The sequence below is a fragment of the Gordonia paraffinivorans genome (assembly GCF_900683595.1).
GTDB classification, from domain to species: domain Bacteria; phylum Actinomycetota; class Actinomycetes; order Mycobacteriales; family Mycobacteriaceae; genus Gordonia; species Gordonia paraffinivorans.
In genome coordinates this window covers 24,466-43,447 of the sequence record NZ_CAACYD010000005.1, presented here as the reverse complement: position 1 = coordinate 43,447, position 18,982 = coordinate 24,466, and the positions used below count along the sequence as shown (strand labels likewise).

Annotated in this window: 17 protein-coding genes, 2 pseudogenes and 1 other annotated feature; of the genes and pseudogenes, 9 read left to right on the top strand and 10 right to left on the bottom strand. The window is 66.5% G+C overall.

Features of this window, described 5'->3' with window-relative positions:
* The first annotated feature begins 33 nt into the window (after positions 1-33).
* The 4 genes from E1P53_RS02415 (at position 34) to E1P53_RS02400 (ending at position 3,286) form a co-directional block, all read left to right on the top strand.
* The gene (locus tag E1P53_RS02415) at positions 34-1,107 is read left to right on the top strand and encodes a FecCD family ABC transporter permease (RefSeq protein WP_230823675.1); all 1,074 of its coding nucleotides are present in this window, start codon (positions 34-36) and stop codon (positions 1,105-1,107) included.
* Complete coding sequence (locus E1P53_RS02410) at positions 1,104-1,988, top strand: ABC transporter ATP-binding protein (protein WP_131733358.1); 885 nt, start codon at positions 1,104-1,106, stop codon at positions 1,986-1,988. Before E1P53_RS02415 ends, E1P53_RS02410 begins: the two co-directional genes overlap by 4 nt.
* Positions 1,985-2,917: an ABC transporter substrate-binding protein gene (locus E1P53_RS02405; protein ID WP_131733357.1), complete on the top strand. Its 933-nt coding sequence runs from the start codon at positions 1,985-1,987 to the stop codon at positions 2,915-2,917. The genes E1P53_RS02410 and E1P53_RS02405 overlap by 4 nt, the downstream gene beginning before the upstream one ends.
* Before the next feature lie 84 nt (positions 2,918-3,001).
* The gene (locus E1P53_RS02400; protein ID WP_006902056.1) at positions 3,002-3,286 is read left to right on the top strand and encodes a cupin domain-containing protein; all 285 of its coding nucleotides are present in this window, start codon (positions 3,002-3,004) and stop codon (positions 3,284-3,286) included.
* A gap of 343 nt (positions 3,287-3,629) precedes the next feature.
* Here E1P53_RS02400 and E1P53_RS21095 read toward each other — a convergent pair whose 3' ends face one another.
* Complete coding sequence (locus E1P53_RS21095) at positions 3,630-3,752, bottom strand: hypothetical protein (protein WP_371830991.1); 123 nt, start codon at positions 3,750-3,752, stop codon at positions 3,630-3,632.
* Between the two features lie 216 nt (positions 3,753-3,968).
* On the opposite strand from E1P53_RS21095, the pseudogene E1P53_RS02390 reads away from it, so the two are divergent.
* Positions 3,969-5,842 (top strand): annotated as a pseudogene (locus E1P53_RS02390) (chorismate-binding protein); the annotation flags it as partial.
* Positions 5,843-6,077: 235 nt separating this feature from the next.
* On the opposite strand, the gene E1P53_RS02385 reads toward E1P53_RS02390, so the two are convergent.
* The 7 genes from E1P53_RS02385 to E1P53_RS02355 form a co-directional block, all read right to left on the bottom strand.
* Positions 6,078-6,605 (bottom strand): nuclear transport factor 2 family protein, encoded by a 528-nt coding sequence (locus E1P53_RS02385; protein WP_131733356.1) that lies wholly within the window; start codon positions 6,603-6,605, stop codon positions 6,078-6,080.
* A complete protein-coding gene (locus E1P53_RS02380) occupies positions 6,602-7,699 on the bottom strand; it encodes an alpha/beta fold hydrolase (protein WP_131733355.1) in 1,098 nt (365 codons plus the stop codon). Before E1P53_RS02380 ends, E1P53_RS02385 begins: the two co-directional genes overlap by 4 nt.
* 40 nt (positions 7,700-7,739) lie before the next feature.
* Positions 7,740-8,426, bottom strand: coding sequence for an LLM class flavin-dependent oxidoreductase (locus E1P53_RS02375; RefSeq protein ID WP_131733354.1), 687 nt, complete (start codon positions 8,424-8,426; stop codon positions 7,740-7,742).
* An 11-nt stretch (positions 8,427-8,437) separates the two neighbouring features.
* A protein-coding gene (locus tag E1P53_RS02370; protein WP_131733353.1) for an IS3 family transposase occupies positions 8,438-9,690 on the bottom strand; the annotation gives its coding sequence in 2 pieces (ribosomal slippage) (positions 8,438-9,396 and positions 9,396-9,690; 1,254 coding nt in all).
* Positions 9,275-9,406: a sequence feature (AL1L pseudoknot), on the bottom strand. It overlaps the preceding gene by 132 nt.
* Before the next feature lie 21 nt (positions 9,691-9,711).
* Positions 9,712-10,164: an LLM class flavin-dependent oxidoreductase gene (locus E1P53_RS02365; protein WP_131733352.1), complete on the bottom strand. Its 453-nt coding sequence runs from the start codon at positions 10,162-10,164 to the stop codon at positions 9,712-9,714.
* An 80-nt stretch (positions 10,165-10,244) separates the two neighbouring features.
* On the bottom strand, positions 10,245-11,531 hold the full coding sequence (ribB, locus tag E1P53_RS02360; protein ID WP_131733351.1) for a 3,4-dihydroxy-2-butanone-4-phosphate synthase: 1,287 nt from the start codon (positions 11,529-11,531) through the stop codon (positions 10,245-10,247).
* A complete protein-coding gene (locus tag E1P53_RS02355) occupies positions 11,528-11,968 on the bottom strand; it encodes a nuclear transport factor 2 family protein (protein WP_131733350.1) in 441 nt (146 codons plus the stop codon). Before E1P53_RS02355 ends, ribB begins: the two co-directional genes overlap by 4 nt.
* Positions 11,969-12,274: 306 nt before the next feature.
* On the opposite strand from E1P53_RS02355, the gene E1P53_RS02350 reads away from it, so the two are divergent.
* The 4 genes from E1P53_RS02350 (at position 12,275) to E1P53_RS02335 (ending at position 16,722) form a co-directional block, all read left to right on the top strand.
* Entirely contained in the window at positions 12,275-13,144 is an 870-nt protein-coding gene (locus E1P53_RS02350; protein WP_131733349.1) for a nuclear transport factor 2 family protein, read from the top strand.
* 150 nt (positions 13,145-13,294) lie between these two features.
* Entirely contained in the window at positions 13,295-13,834 is a 540-nt protein-coding gene (locus E1P53_RS02345) for a flavin reductase family protein (protein WP_131733348.1), read from the top strand.
* Between the two features lie 319 nt (positions 13,835-14,153).
* Complete coding sequence (locus E1P53_RS02340; RefSeq protein ID WP_165484388.1) at positions 14,154-15,275, top strand: PucR family transcriptional regulator; 1,122 nt, start codon at positions 14,154-14,156, stop codon at positions 15,273-15,275.
* A 247-nt stretch (positions 15,276-15,522) separates the two neighbouring features.
* The gene (locus E1P53_RS02335; RefSeq protein WP_131733346.1) at positions 15,523-16,722 is read left to right on the top strand and encodes an LLM class flavin-dependent oxidoreductase; all 1,200 of its coding nucleotides are present in this window, start codon (positions 15,523-15,525) and stop codon (positions 16,720-16,722) included.
* Between the two features lie 385 nt (positions 16,723-17,107).
* On the opposite strand, the pseudogene E1P53_RS02330 reads toward E1P53_RS02335, so the two are convergent.
* Together E1P53_RS02330 and E1P53_RS02325 are read right to left on the bottom strand one after the other, a co-directional pair.
* Positions 17,108-17,545 (bottom strand): annotated as a pseudogene (locus E1P53_RS02330) (transposase); the annotation flags it as partial.
* Positions 17,546-17,578: 33 nt separating this feature from the next.
* Complete coding sequence (locus tag E1P53_RS02325) at positions 17,579-18,970, bottom strand: IS256 family transposase (RefSeq protein ID WP_131733345.1); 1,392 nt, start codon at positions 18,968-18,970, stop codon at positions 17,579-17,581.
* Positions 18,971-18,982: the final 12 nt, after the last annotated feature.

Below are 18,982 nucleotides of genomic sequence, written 5' to 3'. Positions count from 1 at the left end.
TTTGGACGGATTCGGAGTATACGCACGAAAGGCATGACCGCTGTGGCACCCCCAGAACCCCTCGTCGAGACCCGGGTCTCGACCTCGTCGTCGGTGCGCCCCAGGCGATTTGCGTGGTGGCCGATGGCCGCGGCGGGCGTGTTGCTCGTCGCCGTGATGATCGCCGGCGTCTCCATCGGCCCCGTCACGCTCGGTTGGTGGGAGGTCCTGCACGCACTCGTCGACGCCGACTCGCCGGACTCGCCGCTCGTGCGGGACGTCCGCGCCCCCAGGGTCGTGGTGGCCGGGGTCGTCGGCGCCGCACTCGCGGGTGTGGGTGCGGTGATGCAGGCCGTCTTCCGGAATCCGCTCGCCGACCCCGGCATCACCGGTGTCGCGTCGGGGGCCGCCGTCGGCGCGGTGGCCGTGCTGGTCTCGGGCACAACGGTTCTCGGCAGCGCGTCGGTGCCCCTCGGCGCGTTCGCCGGCGCCGCCGTCGCAGCTCTGTCCCTGTTGCTCGTGGCCCGGATGCGCGCCGACGCGTCCCCCGTGACCTTCGTGCTCGTCGGCATCACCGTCGGCTCGTTCTGCTCGGCGGTGACGGCGGCGCTGGTCGCCAACGCCCCGACCGACTCCGCGGTGCGGTCGGTGATGTTCTGGGTGAACGGCGATCTCACCTCGCGGACGTGGACCGACGTGTGGCTGAGCCTGCCGCCGATCTTGCTCGGCGCCGCGGTCCTCGTCTCCCGGCACCGGGTGCTCGACGCCCTCCTGCTCGGCGAGCCGACCGCGACCAGCATGGGGGTCGACGTGCATCGCGAACAGCTGGTACTCCTGCTCGCCGGAGCGCTGGTGACCGGCGCCGCCGTAGCCGTGACCGGCGTGATCGCGTTCGTCGGACTCGTGGTGCCCCACGCGGTGCGTCTGGTGCTCGGCACCCGACACCGCATCCTGTTGCCCGCGTCGATGCTCAGCGGGGCGATCTTCCTGATCCTCACCGACCTCGCCGCGCGGATGTTGTTCGATCCCGTGGTTCTGCAGACCGGCACGGTCGCGGCACTCGTGGGCTCCCCGGTGTTCGCATGGCTGGTGCTCCGCTCCGGCAGTCACCAGGCAGGCGCCGCATGAGCGCCGTCCTGTCGGTCCGGGACCTCTGCGTCGTCCGCCGATCGCGGGGACGCACTCCGCGCCGCGTCCTCGACGCGATCTGTTTCGACGTCGAGCCCGGCAGTGTCGTCGGCATCGTCGGCCCCAACGGCTCCGGGAAGTCGACGCTGTTGTCGGCGATCGCCGCCGGGCGCACGGTCACGCGCGGTTCGATCCGGTGTCGGGACGTCGAACTGGCGGGAGCACGCCCCCATGTGCGCGCCCGGCACGTCGCCTTCGTGCCCCAGCAGGCCCGACTCGCCTTCGGTCTCACCGTCCGGGAGATCGTCGGGCTCGGAGCTCGCGTGAACGAGACTTCGGAGCGTGCCGACCGGATCGTCGACTCCGCGCTGCGCCAGGCCGGCTGCGCCCACCTGGCCGAGCGGCCCGGCACCGCCCTGTCGGGTGGCGAATGCCAACTCGTCCACATCGCACGCGCCCTGGCCCAATCCGCGCCCGTCCTGGTGATGGACGAGCCGGTGTCCGCTCTCGACCTGGCACACCAGACCGAGGTTCTCGCCCTGGCCCGATCCCACGCCGCGGCCGGCCCGGCCACGGCGACGATCCTCAGCATCCACGACCTCGGTCTGGCAGCCCGCTTCTGCGATCGGCTGATCCTCATGGAGACCGGCCGGATCGCCGCAGTCGGAACCCCGGTGCAGGTCCTCACCCCGGAGCGCATCGAGCAGGTCTACGGCGTCCGGGTCCGGACCGACCACGACCCGGTGACGGGCAGCCTGCGTGTGACCGCCTTCCCGCACGCCGCCACAGTCCTCGATCGCCGGGCCGGCGACAAACCTCTCCTTCCCGCAACGCTTGTGACCCGGGCGACACCGGGCACCCTTCAGAAAGGTCGACGATGAAGACAGCCAATCCCGTTCGGTTCCTCGCCGCCGCGGTCGCGGTCGCCGCGACGCTCACCGCGTGCGGCGGCGAGACCTCGGGAACCCACACCGCAGGAACAGCGAGCGATCAGGCGGCGCCGCAACGGATCGCCGCACTCAGTCCCGACGTGGCCGAGACCGTCGCTGCGCTCGGCGCCGGCGATCGCCTCGTGCTCATCCCCGACACCCAGACGCACCCCTCGCTGACCAATCACCCCGAGGTGATGCGCGCAGTCGGGTCGACCATCGCCGCGCACGGACCCGCCGACCCCGAGCGAATCCTCGCCGCGGACCCCGATATCGCCATCGTCACACCGCGACACGAGGGCGAGACCGACACGTCGGCGCTGCTCGCCGACTCCGCTGTCCGGATGGTCACCCTGCCGAACACCTGGCAGGGCGTCGAGGAGATGCTCACCGACATCACCACGATCGGCGAGGCCATCGGATCGTCGCAACAGGCCACCGAGCTCGCGTCGTCGATCCGCGACGGCATGACGGCGATCCGGCCGGTCCCCACGCCTTCCAGGTCAGTTCTCATCCTGAGCAATCAGGCCGGGCGACCGATGGTCAACGCGGGCAAGGGGTTCACCCAGGACCTCGTCGCGCGGGCCGGTGGACGCAACGCCGCCGACGACGCCGGACTGTCACGCACCGGCTTCGCCGACCCGGAGCAGGTCGTCCGCGCACGGCCCGACGCGATCCTGCTCGTGGACATGCTCGGACTCGGCCGGGAGTCGTTCGCCCCGATACTGGCCAACCCCGCCGTCCGGCAACTCCCCGCGGTGCGGGACGACCGCATCCTGGTTCTCGACGCCAAGCACAGCCAAGCGCTCGGCCTGCAGAGCACCGTCGACGGCCTGCGCCAAATCCGTGCCTGGCTCGCCGACACGGGCGATCGGCGCTAGCCTGCCGTCCCTCCCGTCGCCGTAATGTCGCAGTGAGGCGACCGGCTTCGGATCGGTCGCCTCACTGCGACGATGGAGGGCGAGATGACCGCGGGTTCGCACGGCGAGGTGCAACAGGACGACGGGCGTTTCCGGGTGACCCGGTGGACCGTCGAACCGGGCGGAACCATCCCGATGCACCGTCATGAACACGACTACGTCGTCGTGCCGCTCGTCGACGACACGATGTATGCCGTCGGACCCGACGGCACGGAGATCGCCGCGCACCTGCGTATCGGCGAGAGTTACACGCGCAACGCGGGAGTCGAACACCGCATCGAGAACCGCGGCACCGAGACCATCGTCTTCGTCGAGGTCGAGAGGCTCTGAAGTCGATCGCTCCGCCCAGACCCCTCGTTCGGGTTGCGGAGTTCACGCGTCTCGCGGCCTTCGTCGGAAATGACCGCAATCTCCTTGTCCCGCACGGGGAATGATCCGCACAGTGTCACGGTCGTTGACGAATCGTGATCTGCCGGTGACGTCAATGCCCCCGCGCACGCCGTCTCGGTGCGACCATGGACCGAGTCGGGGAACGGTCCGCATGCGCGGACCGCGGCGCAGTGCCAGTCGGGGCCGGGCGCCGAACCTCGGCGGTTCAAGTTGGCCGACCGTTTTCTCGGTTGATACGAGAGGTCGTGCCGTGAACGGATCAATGCACAACCATGGGCCCGGATCAGGTGAGATCGACCTCGCCGAACGGGATCTCGACGCTCTGCGTGCGCAGTTGGACAGGATCGATGACCGGCTGCTCGAGGACGTGCGCGCCCGGATCGAGGTGTGCATGAGCATCGCCCACCTCAAACGGAGGTACTCGATCCCCGTCATGCAGCCGCACGCGTCGGTGTGGTCCACGAGCACGCGCACCGGTTCGCCCTCGACCACGATCTCTCACCCGATTTTCTCCATGAGCTCTACGATCTGTTGATCGCGGAGACCTGCCGGGTGGAAGACCGGATCGTCGACTCCGCACAGATGACGCCGGACGGTGACACCGACTCGACGGTGGGCTGAGGTGGTCGCCGTGCGCACGTTGCTCATCGACAACTTCGACTCGTTCACCTACAACCTCTTCGCGTTCTTGAGCGAGGTCAACGGCGAGGAGCCGGTCGTCATCACCAACGACACCCCCGTGGGCGTCAGTGGACCCGGATGCTTTCGACAATGTCGTGATCTCCCCCGGCCCCGGGCGACCCGACTACGCCCGCGACTTCGGGATCAGCGCCCGGGCACTGACCGACGGCGGGCTCCCCGTGCTCGGGGTGTGTTCTGGGGCATCAGGGCCTGTGTCACCTCTTCGGGAGTCCGGTGACGCGCGCCCCGGAGCCGCGACACGGTCGGATCAGCACCGTGCACCATGACGGCCGCGGCCTCTTCGCCGGACTGCCGTCGCCGTTCCACGCGGTCAGGTATCACTCGCTCGCGATCGACGAGGTACCCCCGATGCTGGAGCCGCAGGCGTGGTCCGACGACGGGGTGCTGATGGCGGTGCGGCATCGGGAGTTGCCGCTCTGGGGCGTGCAGTTCCACCCCGAGTCGATCTGCACCGAGTACGGCCGGGAACTGCTGGCGAACTTCGCCTCCCTGACCGCGGTGCGGGGCCCGGGGCGACGGCGTCCGCGGGCCCCGACGCCGTCACCGACGGCCAATCCCGCAGCGACCGCGGCGAACCCCGCACCCGCCGCGTCGGAGCCCCGCCCCCGTTACCGGGTCCGATGGCGGCGGGAAGACCATGTCCCGAATCCGCAGGACGTGTACGCCCGTCTGTTCGCCGACGGCCCCAACAGCTTCTGGCTGGACCGGTCGGCCGCCGGCGAACCCGAGAGTCGCTTCTCCGTGATGGGCGACTGCTCCGGTCCGCGCGCCGAGTACGTGACCTACCGCGTCCCGGAGATGACGGTGCGGGTGGAGCACTCGGACGGGTTCGTGGACGCGGTCCGCAGCACGCTGTTCGACTACCTCGACACCCAGCTGCGAGCTAGATCGGTGGCCGCGCCCGACCTGCCGTTCGAGTTCTGTCTCGGCTATGTCGGTTACCTCGGCTACGAGCTCAAGGCGGACACAGGGGGCCAACTCGCGCACGCGTCCGAACAGCCCGATGCGGCAATGGTGTTCGCGGACCGTGCCGTGGTGATCGACCACGAATGCACATGCGGGTACATCATCGCCCTCGACCCGATCGATGCCGACGATCCCGACAACACCCGATGGTTGCAGGAGACGGCCTCGACGATCCGGGAGATGGCCGGACATCACCCCGTGCCCGCGTCGGTGGCTCCCCCGCTGGTCTCGACGCCGGACGAGACGCCGGTCGTGTTCCGGCACGATCGGCAGGCCTATCTCGGGCTCATCGAGAGCTGCCTGGCGGAGACCCGGAGCGAGGAGTCCTGCGAAGTCTGCCTGACGAACGCGGCGACGGTGCGCGGCCGGCTCGACCCAGTCGCCGGGTACTCGTGCCTGCGCCGGATCAGCCCGATGCCGTACAACGCCCTGTTGCAGTTCTCCGGGATGTCGGTGCTCAGCGCGTCACCGGAGCGGTTCCTGAAGGTGCGCGCCGACCGGACGGTGGAGTCCAAACCCATCAAGGGCACCCGCCCGCGGTCGGCGGACCCGGACCAGGACCGGCGGTTGCGCCGCGAACTGCAGGCCAGCGAGAAGGACCGGGCCGAGAACCTGATGATCGTCGACCTGGTCCGCAACGACCTCTCGCGGGTCTGCGAACCCGACTCGGTCCACGTCCCGTCGCTGTTCGACGTGGAGACCTATGCGCCGGTGCACCAACTGGTCTCGACGGTCCGCGGCCGGCTCCGCGAGGGACGCTCGACGATCGACTGTGTCCGCGCGGCCTTCACGGGCGGGTCGATGACGGGTGCGCCGAAGATCCGCACCACATCGCACCGCGGCCGGCTGGCGGATCGCGCGTCGGACGCAGCGTGTCACCTGGTCGAGTGGCGACGTCTCGGTGCTCGGCGGCTGAGCCGTCAGTGAGCCGAGATGACTTGGGATCCTGTGCGTCGTAGGCGTAGCGGGGACAACCGATGCGCGGCCCGCACAACTCAGGATCGCTGAAACAGTCGACGGCTCCGGAGGGTCGATGCGAATCCTCCGGAGCCGTCGGGCCCGGTCAGGCGGGGAACAGTGCGTAGCGGACGTCGCTGCGGTCGCGTCGGCTCAGCGTCGATGGATCAAGCGGAAACGGCTCGCCGGTGGTCTCGTTACGGCCCCACTCGAAGGCGCCGCGACGCCGCGAGATCCGCCACGTTCCGTCGCGCTCGGTGAGCTCGTCGAGGAAGCGCATGAAGATGACGACGAAACCCTGGCACCAGGCATGATCTAGGGGACCCTGGTGGTAGCAGGTCGCGTAGGTCTCGGCGACCGCCGATGCGCCGCCGCGCACCTCGACGACCGATGTCGACAACGAGTGGAACGTCGACTCCAGTGACGGCAGCCCCTCGGGGCTGCTGTTGCCGGCGATGTACTCGCTGATCGACCCCTGGAAGAAGCCACCGAGATCGATCTCGGCATCCGGCTCATAGCAGCTGCGCAGGAGCTCCCAGTCCATCCGGTCTGTGGCGACAGCTGCGGTGGCCAGGGTGTGACGCACCGCCTCGACCGCCGCGGTGTCCACTGTGGTCTGGATGCCGGCGCTCATCGATTCAGTCCTTCTAAGAAGGCGAGCATCGCCGCGCTGGTCTCTTCGGGCTGCTCCCGGGTGAACCAGTGGCCGCAGTTGCGTAGGATCACCGACGGTCGGTGCTGCGGTACCGTCTGGTCGAAGGCCGCGACCGCTTCGGCGCCCCAGGCCGTGGCCACGTCGAGGTCGGCGCCGATGAACTGGGCCGGCACCGTGATCGGCTTGCCCGCGAAGGGTGCAAGCTCCTCCCAGCTGAGATCCATGGCGCGGTACCAGTGCAGCGGGGCACGCAGCCCGGTTCGCTCGAATTCGGCGACGTAGTCGTCGAGATCGGCGGCGAGCCAGGCCGGGTCGCGCTCGGGGATGACATGTCCGTCGCTGAACTTCGCGCCCGGGGTCATGCATACTCCGCCGTTGCGGATCTGCTCGGCGATCTGCTCGGGCGTCGTGGCAAGCGGATCGGGGGCCTGGTGGTCGGCCGGGTAGGGCCCGCCGGAGAACGAGAAGTACTGGCCGCGCAGGAAGCCGCGGGGATCGGCTTCCAGCTCGGCCTCCAGCGCGCCGTCCTGCGACCAGTATTCCTGGTAGAACAGTTTGTCCGGGCCGGCGATCTCCCGCTGCACCGCCGACGGCTTGCGGGTGCCGAAGGAGTCGACGCCGCCGATGGGGATCAGTCCTCGCCCGCCGAAGGGCACGCTCATGCCGACGACGGCGGTGAACACCTCCGGTCGAGTCCAGGCGGCTGTCCACGCGACCATCGAGCCCCAGTCATGGCCCATGATGGTAGCGGTCTCGTAGCCGAGGGCACCGACGATCGCCTCGCAGTCGGAGACGAGCTTGGTAACGGTGTAGTCCGCCACGGCCGGCGGCTTCGACGAGCGGCCGTAGCCACGCATATCCGGGGCGGCAACCCGATAGCCCGCAGCGGCCAGGGCGTCGATCTGGTGGCGCCAGCAGAACCACGCCTCCGGGAATCCGTGGACGAGCAGTACAAGCGGGCCCTCGCCGCGGGCGACGACATGCAGCCGCTGGTCGCCGTTGTAGACGGTCGCGTGGTCGTAACCGTCGGCCTCGCGGACGATATCGGTGCGGGCTGGGGTGGTGATGGTCATGATTCCTCCGGAAAGTCGCAAGATGGGGTGGTCGGGGAGGTCATCGGGCAGTACCGGCCGCGGCGGCGACCTTCGCGCCGTGTGAGTTCAGCAGCGGCATGACCTTCTCGGCGAACAGCTCAGTGCCGCGCAGCACCTCGTCGAAGGCGATGAAGACACCCGCGAGATTGGGGATCTCGGCGAGCTGGTTGAAGTAGGCTGCCACGGTCTCCGGCGAGCCGACGACCTTCTCCAGGTTCTGGAAGGTGGCGTTGCCGACGTTCTGTAGTAGCTCTGCCGCTGAGCCGCCACCGGAGTCGAGGCTGGCCTCGCCCTGCATGTTGGCGATCGCCTCGACGTCGGCTTCGGCGACGTAGCGATCGACCCGGGCCTGCGCGGCCTCATCGGTCTCATCGAGGACGACGAGGACTACCAGGAGCGCCTCGAGGGTGCGGTCGGCGCGCGCGCTGGCGGCGTCCACCCTTGACATCACCTGGGCTACCCCCTCCGGTCCGGTACCTAGGCCGAGGATGTAGCTGGTGTCGCCGTATTCGGCGGTGAAGTCAAGGCCGCGATCGGACTGGCCGGCACAGACCAGGCCCACCGGGCGGTTCGGCACCATGCCGACCTGGCAGTCCTCGAGTTGGTAGTACTTGCCCTTGAAGCTGCTGCGGCCGGTCGTCCACAGCTCCTTGAGGATGGTTGCGTACTCCTCCGCGTAGTCGTAGTGAACCGTCCTGGGTCGGATGGAGACCTGGTTTAGGCCACCTCCGCTTCGGAGGCGACGGTCTCACGGTAGCGCGTCTCGTACTCGACCGGCGGGCAGTAGCCGATTGCCGAGTGCAACCGTTCGGTGTTGTACCAATGCACCCATGCGGCGGTTTCGCGTTCGACCTCGGCTCGTCCGGTCCAGGAGCGCTGGCGGTCGATGAGTTCGCTCTTGTACAACCCGATCGTCGATTCCATCAACGCATTGTCCAGGGCATCGCCAACTGAGCCGATCGAGCCGGCCAGGCCGGAGTCGCGTAGCGCCTCGGTGAAGGCGAACGAGGTGTATTGACTTCCCGCATCGCTGTGATGAATCAAACCTGTTGCAGTAAAGGAGAAGTCGGTCCTTCTTCGGGTGAACAGGGCCTGCTCGAGAGCGCTGGTCACCAGCGGTGTCGTCTTGCTCGTCATCACCCGCCAACCCAGGATCCGTCGCGAGTACACATCGACCAGAAACGCTGTGTAGACGAATCCCGACAGCGTCCAGCAGTAGGTGAAATCCGCCACCCACCACTGGTCCGGACGCGACGGCAGCGACCACTGCCGATCCACTAAATCAGGATGGCGCGGCGCGCGATCATCACGCTGGGTTGTGCTTGTGCGGTGCTTGCCGCGCACGACTCCGGTGATGCCGCAGATCTCCATCAGCCGGCCTACCTGATCGCGGCCCATCACCCGGCCCTCACGGCGCATCGTGTGCCACAGTTTACGAACGCCGTACACGCCGCGATTACGCTGAAACGCCTGGTAGACGGTATGAGCGTCGTACGCCTCGGCCATTTGTGTTGCCGAGACCGGACCCGCGTGTTTGCGGGCGTAGTAGGTGGATGGGGCGATCTGCACGCCGTGCTCGGTCAGCACTCGGCAGATCGGGGCGACCCCAAACCGGCCCTTGTGAGCGTCGATGTAGTCGACGATCACCGCAGTCGGCGGTCGACCTCCGCCGCTGCGAAAAACGCCGACGCGGTCTTCAAAATCTCGTTTGCCCTGCGTAATTCGGCGTTCTCCTTGCGAAGCGCAGCCAGTTCGGCGTCCTGTTCGCTCACCGTCGTCGTTCCCCGTGTGGTGACAATCGGCTTATCCTTCTCGATCCAGTTGCGCAACGTTGCCTGGTTGATGTCGAGCAGCGCGCCTACATGCTCGCGGGCGGCGAGTTTCGCGCCGCTGTGCTCGGCGAGGTGGTCGTGATACATCCTCACAGCCCGCTCGCGGGTCTCTGGATCGAACTTCCTTGGTGCAGCCATACCGGCATTCTCCTGGTGAGATCACGGTCTCCACCAGACCCAGGACGGTTCATAGCGGTTGCTGAAGTAGTCGTCACCGGGCCACAGGCCCATCTGGTCGTACTGCGGCTTGTTCCAGCCGGTAACCAGGTTGAGGTCGAAGCGGTCGCCGGAGATCTGACCGATGCTCGAGCACATCCGGGCCGCCATGGCCGGGTGCATGGTGGGGATCGCCACCGATCCGACGAGGCCGATGTTCTCGGTCTCGGCGGCCAGCGCGGCCATGAGGGTCAGCGAATCCGCTTGGTAGTCCCAGTGCTCGGTGGCTCCACCCCAACCGCGCAGGGTGACTTGGGAAAAGATGTAGTCATAGCCGAGCCGCTCGGCGGTCAACGCGACCTCACGCTCGAACTCCCAGGTAGGGTGCGGATGCTCGGAGGCCTTGGACAGAATGTGACCGCCGTTGGCGACGGGCAGTACGACACCTAGTTTCATGATGATTCCTCTCAGGGTTGGTGTAACGAAGGGTTGGTGTATCGAAGGAGAAGCGGGGAAGGGGGATGACCGAACCGGCCTCAGCCGAGTCCGCGGGCAAGCGTCGGCCGCAACGGGGCGGCGAGCCGGGTGGCGATGGTGTGGCCGAGCCGGTCGCGCTTGGTGGCGAGGTAGTCGATGTTCTCCGGGGTCACCCGGGGCGGCAGAGCCAAGACTTCGGTGACCTCGATGCCGTGGGCGGCCATCGCCGTGGCCTTGGCCGGATTATTGGACAGCAACCGGATGGCGGGGATGCCGAGGTCGGTGAGGATCTCCGCGGCCGGGGAGAAGTCGCGGCCGTCGACCGGAAATCCGAGGGCGGTGTTGGCATCGATGGTGTCGAGGCCGGCCTCCTGCAGTGCGTAGGCTGCGACCTTGCCTCCTAGACCGATGCCACGTCCTTCATGTCCGCGTAGGTAGAGCAGAACACCCGCGCGTTCGTCGGTGATACGGCTCAGTGCCGCTTCGAGCTGGCCGCCGCAATCGCAACGCAGCGACCCGAGGACATCTCCGGTGAGGCATTCGCTGTGGATGCGGGTGAGCGGTGGCGCCGAGGCATCGGCGAGCGCGTCGAGACCGGGGGAGACCAGCGCCAAATGCTCGGCCCCGGTCGAATCCGAGCGGTAGGCGATCATGGAGAAATCGCCGTGGGCGGTGGGTAACCGAGCCTCCCCGGTTCGCCGGACAGCAGGCGGTCGCGGAGTGTCCGAGGTGGTGCGCGCCAGGTAGGTCAGCAGGTCGCCGACGGTGATCAGTGGCAGGTCGTAGCGGTGGGCGAACTCGGTGATCCGGTGCCCCGACAGCGGCAGGCCGGCGTCGTCGACGAGCTCGGTGATCGCCGCCACCGGACCGCAACCGGCCAGCCGGGTGAGCTCGACCGAAGCCTCGGTGTGGCCGTGGCGTTCGGCGAGTCCGCCGTCGCGGCTGACGAGTGGGAACATGTGGCCGGGCCGCCGGAAGTCGGCCGGCGAGATGTCAGGGTCGGCGAGCGCCCGCACAGTCAGCGCCCGGTCCGCCGCCGAGATTCCCGTGCCGGCGTCGCGATGATCGACGCTTACGGTGAACGCGGTCTGGTGGTTGTCGGTGTTGTCCTCGACCATGAGCGGCAGATCCAGGCGCTCAGCGTGCTCCCGCGGCATCGGGGTGCATACGATGCCGCTGCCGTGCCGCAGAAAAAATGCCATGTGCTCGGTGGTCATGTGTTCGGCCGCGAGGACCAGGTCGCCCTCGTTCTCCCGGCCGGGATCGTCGGCGACCAGCACCGGCCGGCCGGCACGCAGCGTGTTGATCGCCGCGTCGACGCGGCGGGTCGTGGCATCCATGGTCATCCGATCTGGGGTTCGGTCACGGTGCCGCCGAAGCTGGTGACCAGTCGGCAGCCGTCGAAGTACTCCTGGAAGTGGGTGATCTTCCCGTCGCGCACGGTGAACCGGCAGATGTAGTCGTTGGTATAGGACATGTTCGGATCCGACAGCTGCATATCGCTGCGGTAGGTCGCGATGACAACCCCGGGATCCGAAGCGAGAGTGTCGAGCTCGAGGTCGTGGAGGTTCTCGGTGATGATGAGACCGGTAAGACTGCGCTGGAAGTCCAGTAGGGCGTCGCGGCCCTCATAGCGCTTCTGCATGCCGGGCGGCGCGAACATCTGCTCGAAGACGAAGTCAGGAGCCATGATCTCGCGCATCCCGTCGAAGTCCCAGGCGTTGATGCCGTCGACATAGCGCCGGACGATCTGCATGTTGGTCGCTCGCAATTGGTCGGACAAGACAACTCCTCGCGGTCGAGATACGGGCGGGCGACGAGTGGGGCGCAGGGCGCCCAGGACACCGTCGCGGAAGGGAGCCGGGGAACGGGGCCGCCGGCGGTGTGGCGAAGGCCACTGACGTCAGTATGTGTGAGGTCGGGCACGATCTCTTGGGCTCGGCGCCTAAGCTTCCGGTGACAACTAAGCGGCGGGACCAACACTGCAGTCGGATGGTTGGAACCAATTGCCACACATGGCTTTCAGTGCCTAGCGTGAGCGCGTCGATGAGGTTTCGACAGCAATTCTCTTCACCGAAAGGGCCCCACAATGTCCGACGCTGCCCACTCGATCGCCGCTTCTAATGTCGCGCTCATCCAGCGCTTCGAAGACTCCTTCGTCGCCGGCGACATCGACGACGTGCTGACGATCCTGTCCGAAGACATCATCGTGAGGGAGGCCGCCAACACCCCCTATCCCGGCGACCATGCCGGCCATGATGGCTTCTTCGCGCTTGCGCAGGCGTTCAACAGCACCTGGGAGATGGTTGCCCCCATCGACCTCGACATCGCTCCGCTCGGCGGGGATCGCGTGCTCGTCTCGGTCAGCCTCGACGTCGTGGGTCGCCGCACCGGGGTGCCGATCACGTTGCGGATCGCGGAGAACTACCTCATCCGGAATGGCAAGATCGCCTCGATCGATGTCTTCTACTGGGACAACGTCGAGCTCATGCGGGCTGCTGGGCCGGAGGTTGTCGAGGTCGGCGCAGCCGGGGGCGACATTGCCGTGTCGGCGCTGGATGTGGTGACGAAGTTCGAGAGTGCGGTACTCGACGACGGTGACTTCGACCAGGCGATGCGCTACGCCCAGCCGGACTTCACCATTCGGGAAGCGCCCGGCATGCCCTATCGCGAGGTCTACACCGGTCGCACCGGCCTCGACGCGCTCATGGCAGACGTGGGCGCGGTATGGGAATTCATCGACGGGCCGCGGATCTCCTTCGAGCCGGCCCTCTACGACCGGAACTGTGTCTATACCCGGGTCGAGGGTCGGGCGGTGCTGCGCGCGACCGGAGTCGAGTACGACTTCCTTGTCACTGAGCGGGTTACCGTCCGGGACGGGAAGGTTTCCGATATCGAGGTCTTCTACTTCGATCAGGCGCCCGCTGTTCTCGCTGCCGCCGCCGCGCAGTCGCGCTGATTGCGCGGCGGCACCAAACTGCCGCCGTTTTTCGCGCTCATCGCCCGAGCGGAAGTGAGGCAGATCACCTTAGGGTTTGGGTGTGAGCGGCTCTGGTTCGCCGGTTCTGCTCGCTCCACCGCCCCACCCCACTCAGGAGGTCTAGGTCGTATGAGTCAATCCGATGTGCAGGTCCTTGACGAACCGGCGGCGTCGCCGTTCCTCGACAGTGTCGAGCTCACCGAATCCGTGCTGCGAAATGCTTACGGACACTTCCCGTCTGGTGTCATCGCGCTGTGCGGAGTCGTCGACGGAGGGCCCGTGGGCATCGCCGCGAGCTCGTTCACCTCGGTGTCGATCACTCCGGCACTGGTCTCGGTGTGCGTCGCGGATAGCTCGACCACTTGGCCACTGCTGCGGTCCGCCGGGCGGCTCGGGGTCAGTGTGTTGGCCGAGCACCACGGTGAGACGGCGCGAGCCCTGGCGGCCAAGAAGGATGACCGGTTTGCCGGGATCGAATGGATCGCCGACCGCTCTGACGCGGTCTTCATCGGTGGTGCCTCCCTGTGGCTTGACTGCGTGCTCGACGCGGAGATTCCCGCCGGTGACCACCGCATTGTCCTGCTGCGGATCGAGCGCATGCTTGCCCGGCCGGGGGTTTCCCCCATTGTCTTTCATGGCAGCCGGTTCCGTGCGCTCGCCGAAGAATGAGCTCGATCCAGTCATGAACTGAAGTAGGGTTGATTCAATGGTGGCGGACTATTACGCTTCGCAGCCACGGGTCGGTCGAAACCGCCGTCGGAGGTCAAGCGTGGATTTGGTGGTACCTGACGGTGTACCGGCTGAGGGCCGAGCAGGCGACCGGAGGGTGAACTCCCGCTGGCTGCTGCGGCTTGATCATGACGGGGAGCCCTCCAGTCAGCTCTCCGGCTCCACGTTGATGACCACCGCACTCGCCGAGCTCGGTGACGGTCCGGTGCGGTGGGCCATCGCCGGCGCCCACCGCAACGCCGATCAGATCCTCGAGCAGGTGCCCGACCTCGGGACCGGACCGCGGCAGATCGCGATGGTCCGCCAGGGCACCGAGATCGTCGCGCTCCTCACCATGCTCGAACTGCGCGGTGTGCGGATCAGCGGTGGTGAGCCGACGATGGAGCGCGAGATCATCGCCGACTTCGTGCGGCGTCGCATCCCCATCGAGGATGTCTGGCAGGGCAATCGGGCAAGCCACCAATGGTGGCAGCGTGAGATGTTCGAGGCCTGCGACCGGCTCTGCGAGCCGGCCTTGCGCGGCGGTGAGTCTCAACTCATCGCGCAGACCGTCCTGGCGATCTTCAACGCCCTGTCGATCCGGATCAGCGAGGACTATGCCGAAGAGGCCAAGCGCTGGGTGTCGACCCAGGCTGCGCTGGAGGACGAGGCGGTCCGGCAGGTGCTCGCCGAGGAGTTCGTGGGTGACGAGGCGCGGATCACCGCGGTGCTGCGGTACGGGCTCGCCGGCTGGTCGCATCTGGCCGCGGTGGCCTGGATCGCCGACGAACGTGGCACCGATGCAGATCTGCACCGGGTCGCCGAGGGGTGCCTACGGCAACTCGGCGCCACCCAACGGGTGGCGATCCGGCAGGGCGGGGCGATGGTCTGGGCCTGGGGAGGTTTCCGCTCCGGATCCGATGTCTGTCACTTCGAAGATCTGCCCGTGCCACCGGTCGGGGTGCGGATCGCCTTCGGTGCGGCCCGCGATGGTGTGGCCGGCTTCCGCCAGTCGCACCTAGAGGCGCACCGGGTCTACTCCCTGGCGGTAGAGAACTCCGGCATCGACGGCTGCCTGCTGACCTACCGGAGTCTCGGCTCATTGACCCTGCTGCTGGAAAACCGTACGGCCGCAGAGCAGTTCGCCCGTGACGAGCTCGGTGGCCTCTTCGGTGCCGAAATCCGGCTTCGGGAGCTGCGGGAGACCCTGCGCGCCTATATCGAGACCCGCAGCCCGCAGGCGGTGGCGCGGCGCATCCATGTCGCCCGCAACACTGTCGGCTACCGGATCCGGCAGGCTGAAGGGATCCTGGGGCACGCTGTCCTCGAGCGGCCCTCGGAACTTTGGTGTGCACTCGTCATCGCCGATGTGCTGGAAGGCTCGCACTCCGTCGACGGCTGACGCTGTGTGAGGGCCGCGCTCGAACTGGCAAGGCGCCGACCGAAAACTGGGCTCAACGCCATAAAGAATCCATTGTGACCAACGGCATGCGCCGATAAAGTTGTGATCAACGTAATTCCTACCGGTCTTCGAAATCATCGGCACCACCCGCGAGGACCGAAGTTTTCAGGTGCCGGAATCAACGCAGACAGACCGTTTTCGCGGTCGGTGACATCACCGTTCCGCCAAGAGATCAAGTGAGGAAATAATGAGTGACAACGCACTTCTCCGCCCCAACCGGTTCGGTATCTTCCTCCCGCCGTACAACATCGCGGGAATCAGCCCCAACGTACTGCTCAAGCAGGCGATGGATCTGGTGGTCCACGCCGACGAGTTCGGGCTCGATGAGGCATGGATCGGAGAGCACCACTCCGGCGGTGCCGAGATCATCGGCTCGCCCGAGGTGATGCTCGCGGCGCTGTCGCAGGTGACCAGTAACATCCGGCTGGGGACCGGCGTGAACTCGCTGTCCTACCATCACCCGTTCAACCTCGCCGAGCGCCTCATGCTCGTCGATCAGCTTTCCAAAGGGCGGGCCATGATGGGCTTCGGTCCAGGTCAGCTAGTTTCCGACGCCTACATGATGGGCGTCGACACCAACCGGCAGCGCGAGATGATGGCGGAGTCGGCAGAGGCGATCGTGCGCCTGATCAACGGCGAGATCGTCACCATGGAGACCGACTGGTTCAAGCTCGACGAGGCCCGGCTGCAGGTGCTGCCCTACAACCGCCGCAAGCCGTTCGACATGGTCGTGGCCTCGGTGGCCTCGCCGTCCGGGCCGCGCACCGCCGGCCGGCTGGGTACCGGCATGCTCACCATGTCGGTGGCCGGTGCCGGCGATTCGCTGCGCAGCGCCTGGTCGGTCGCCGAGACCGAAGCGGAATACGCCGGCACTACTATTTCCCGTGAGAACTGGCGGTTGTCCAACTTCATGCATCTGGCCGATACTGAAGAACAGGCCCGTAAGGACTTCGAATACGGTTTCGCCGAGATGTGGGATTACCTCGGTCAGATCTCGGTAATTCCCAAGGCCGATACCGATGATCTCAACGAGAAGATCGATGCCGCGCTGGAGACCGGAATTATTTTCCTCGGCACGCCGGATTCGGCCATCGAATACATCGAAAGTCTCGTAGAGGAGACGGGCGGCTTTGGTTGCTTCCTCATGAACACCAATGATTTCGCCTCTCCGGCCGCTCAGCTGCGCTCCATCGAGCTCATGGCCGAGCGGGTCGCGCCTCACTTCCGGGGGCAATTCGACGGAGTCGACGCGTCGCGGGACTGGACGCTGGCCAAGCGCAACGAGACCGGCGAGACCATCTGGAAGGACCAGGCGGTCAACGCCATCGAATTGGCCACCAAGCAGTACGAGGAGGAGGTTGCCCGCCGGGAGCAGGCAGCCAGCTGATCGGCGGACTTACACCGACGGAGTCCCATTGCGCGGTGCAGTGGGACTCCGTCGGTCTTGATCGGTCCGGCCTACACGGGAGTAGAGCCGGCGGAGACCCGTCCTCGCTACTGCTGTCAATGCCGGGCGGCCCGAGGGGCCCTGGCCCCGGTAGACGACATTCCGCCGGCGACCGGATGAGCCGGCTGACACATCGCCCTCCTGCATCTCCGGGCGGTGGAAGCTGAAAACCGCGCCCCGCTCGATGAGCGGGGCGCGGCATTCGGGGCGATCGGTCCGGTCCTCAGAGATCGAGGATCAGCTTCTTGCCTTTGCATCGGGAAACACAGATCATCATCTGTCTCGCTGGCCTGAGATATTGTCAAGACCTGTGGATGAGGTTGTTTCAGGCAGCCTCCTGCTGGTCGGGTGAGGCGGTGCCGGGTTCGACGAGTTCGCCGTTTTTGAAGGTGGCGCCGGCCCGGACGAGAGCGACGAGGTGGGGTGCGTTGACGGCCCGCCATTTCGTCTGTGCGGCTTCGATGAGTTTGTAGGCCATCGCCAGTCCCGCGGCCCGTGAGCCGGGGCCCTTGGTCACCTTGGTGCGCAACCGGACCGTGGCGAAGGTCGACTCGATCGGGTTGGTCGTGCGCAGATGAATCCAGTGCTCGGCCGGGTAACGGTAGAACTCCAGCAGCACATCAGCGTCGTCGACGACCTTGGCGACCGCTTTGGGGTACTTGGCGCCGTAGGTCTTGGCGAAAGCCGTGATCGCGGTGCGGGCGTGGTCGATGTCTTCGGCGTTGTAGATCTCCTGCGAGCTTGTCAAGATGTTTGTGTAAGAACGTGACTCCTGATTTTCTTGTGGTCGGTGGGTTTAGCCGAGGTGCGGTTCGATCCGGTCGGGGTAGGCCAGAGCGAGCTGTCCGAGGGCCTGCTTCCAGTTGGTGACGACCTGTCCCTCGACCAGTCGTCCGAGGGCCTTACGGGGCTGTGACCGCCTGGTCCCGCGTTCTTTGAGGCGTTGAGCGGCTCGTTTGTCTTCGATGTCGCAGATGGCCAGCCACAGCAGTTTGCGGACCGCGATGTCGTTGGGGAAATGTCCGCGGTTCTTGATGACCTTGCGGAGCTGGTAGTTCAGCGACTCGATCGAGTTGGTGGTGTAGATGACTTTGCGCAGCTCGGGCGGGAATGCCAGGAAGGGGATGAACCGATCCCAGGCTCGGTCGAAAGCCAGTGCCGCACTCGGATATTTGGCGCCTAGTTCCGAGTCGCGGAAGGCTTCCCACTCGCGGCGGGCGGTCTCGGCATCGAGGGCGGTGTAGATCGGTTTAATCGCCCGAGCGACGTCTTTGCGGTCTTTGTAGTTCACGAACCGCATCGAGTTGCGGATCAGATGCACCACACAGGTTTGCACCGTGGCCAGCGGCCAGGTCGCCTCGATCGCTTCGGGGAATCCGGTGAGCCCGTCACAGCACACGATCAGCACGTCCTTGACGCCGCGGTTGGCCAGATTCGCACACACCCCGGCCCAGAACTTGGCGCCTTCCTCGGCCTGTATCCAGATTCCCAGCACATGCTTGACGCCGGCCATATCGACACCAATAGCAATGTGGGCGTGCTTATTTCGGACATGGGCGCCGTCTTTGACCTTCACTACCAGGGCGTCAAGGTAGATGACGGGATACAACGGCTCCAGCGGCCGGTTCTGCCATTCATCGACCGCGTCGAGGACCTCGTCGCAGATCTTCGAGATCGTCTCGTGCGAGAGATCGGTGCCGATCGTGGAGGCCAAATGGTGTTGAATGTCGCGCAACGTCATGCCGCCGGCATACAGCGAGATGATGATGTCGTCGAGGCCGCCGAGGCGGCGCGAGCCCTTCGGGACCAGCCGCGGGGTGAACGTGCCGTCACGGTCACGAGGAATGTTCAGCTCGACCGGCCCGGCCTCCGAGGCCACCGTTTTCGGACTCGACCCGTTACGGGCGTTGGGCAACTCCCGCCCGGCCGGATCGCCCTTGGCATAGCCGAGGTGATCGGTCAGCTCGGCCTTCAGACCGCGTTCGAGGGCCAGTTTGATCAGACCTGGGATCAACCCGCCTTCGCCGGTGATCTGGACCTGGCCGGTATCGATCTGGGCGAGCAGCTCATCGACCATGCCCGAGGCCTGTAATGCCTCGGCGACTTCCGCGGTCGAGCGCGGCTCGGCCAGTTCAGGCAACTGCTCGTCGTCGTGGCCCTGCTGCTTGTCGTCTAACGCCATGCTCATAGATCTTCCTCT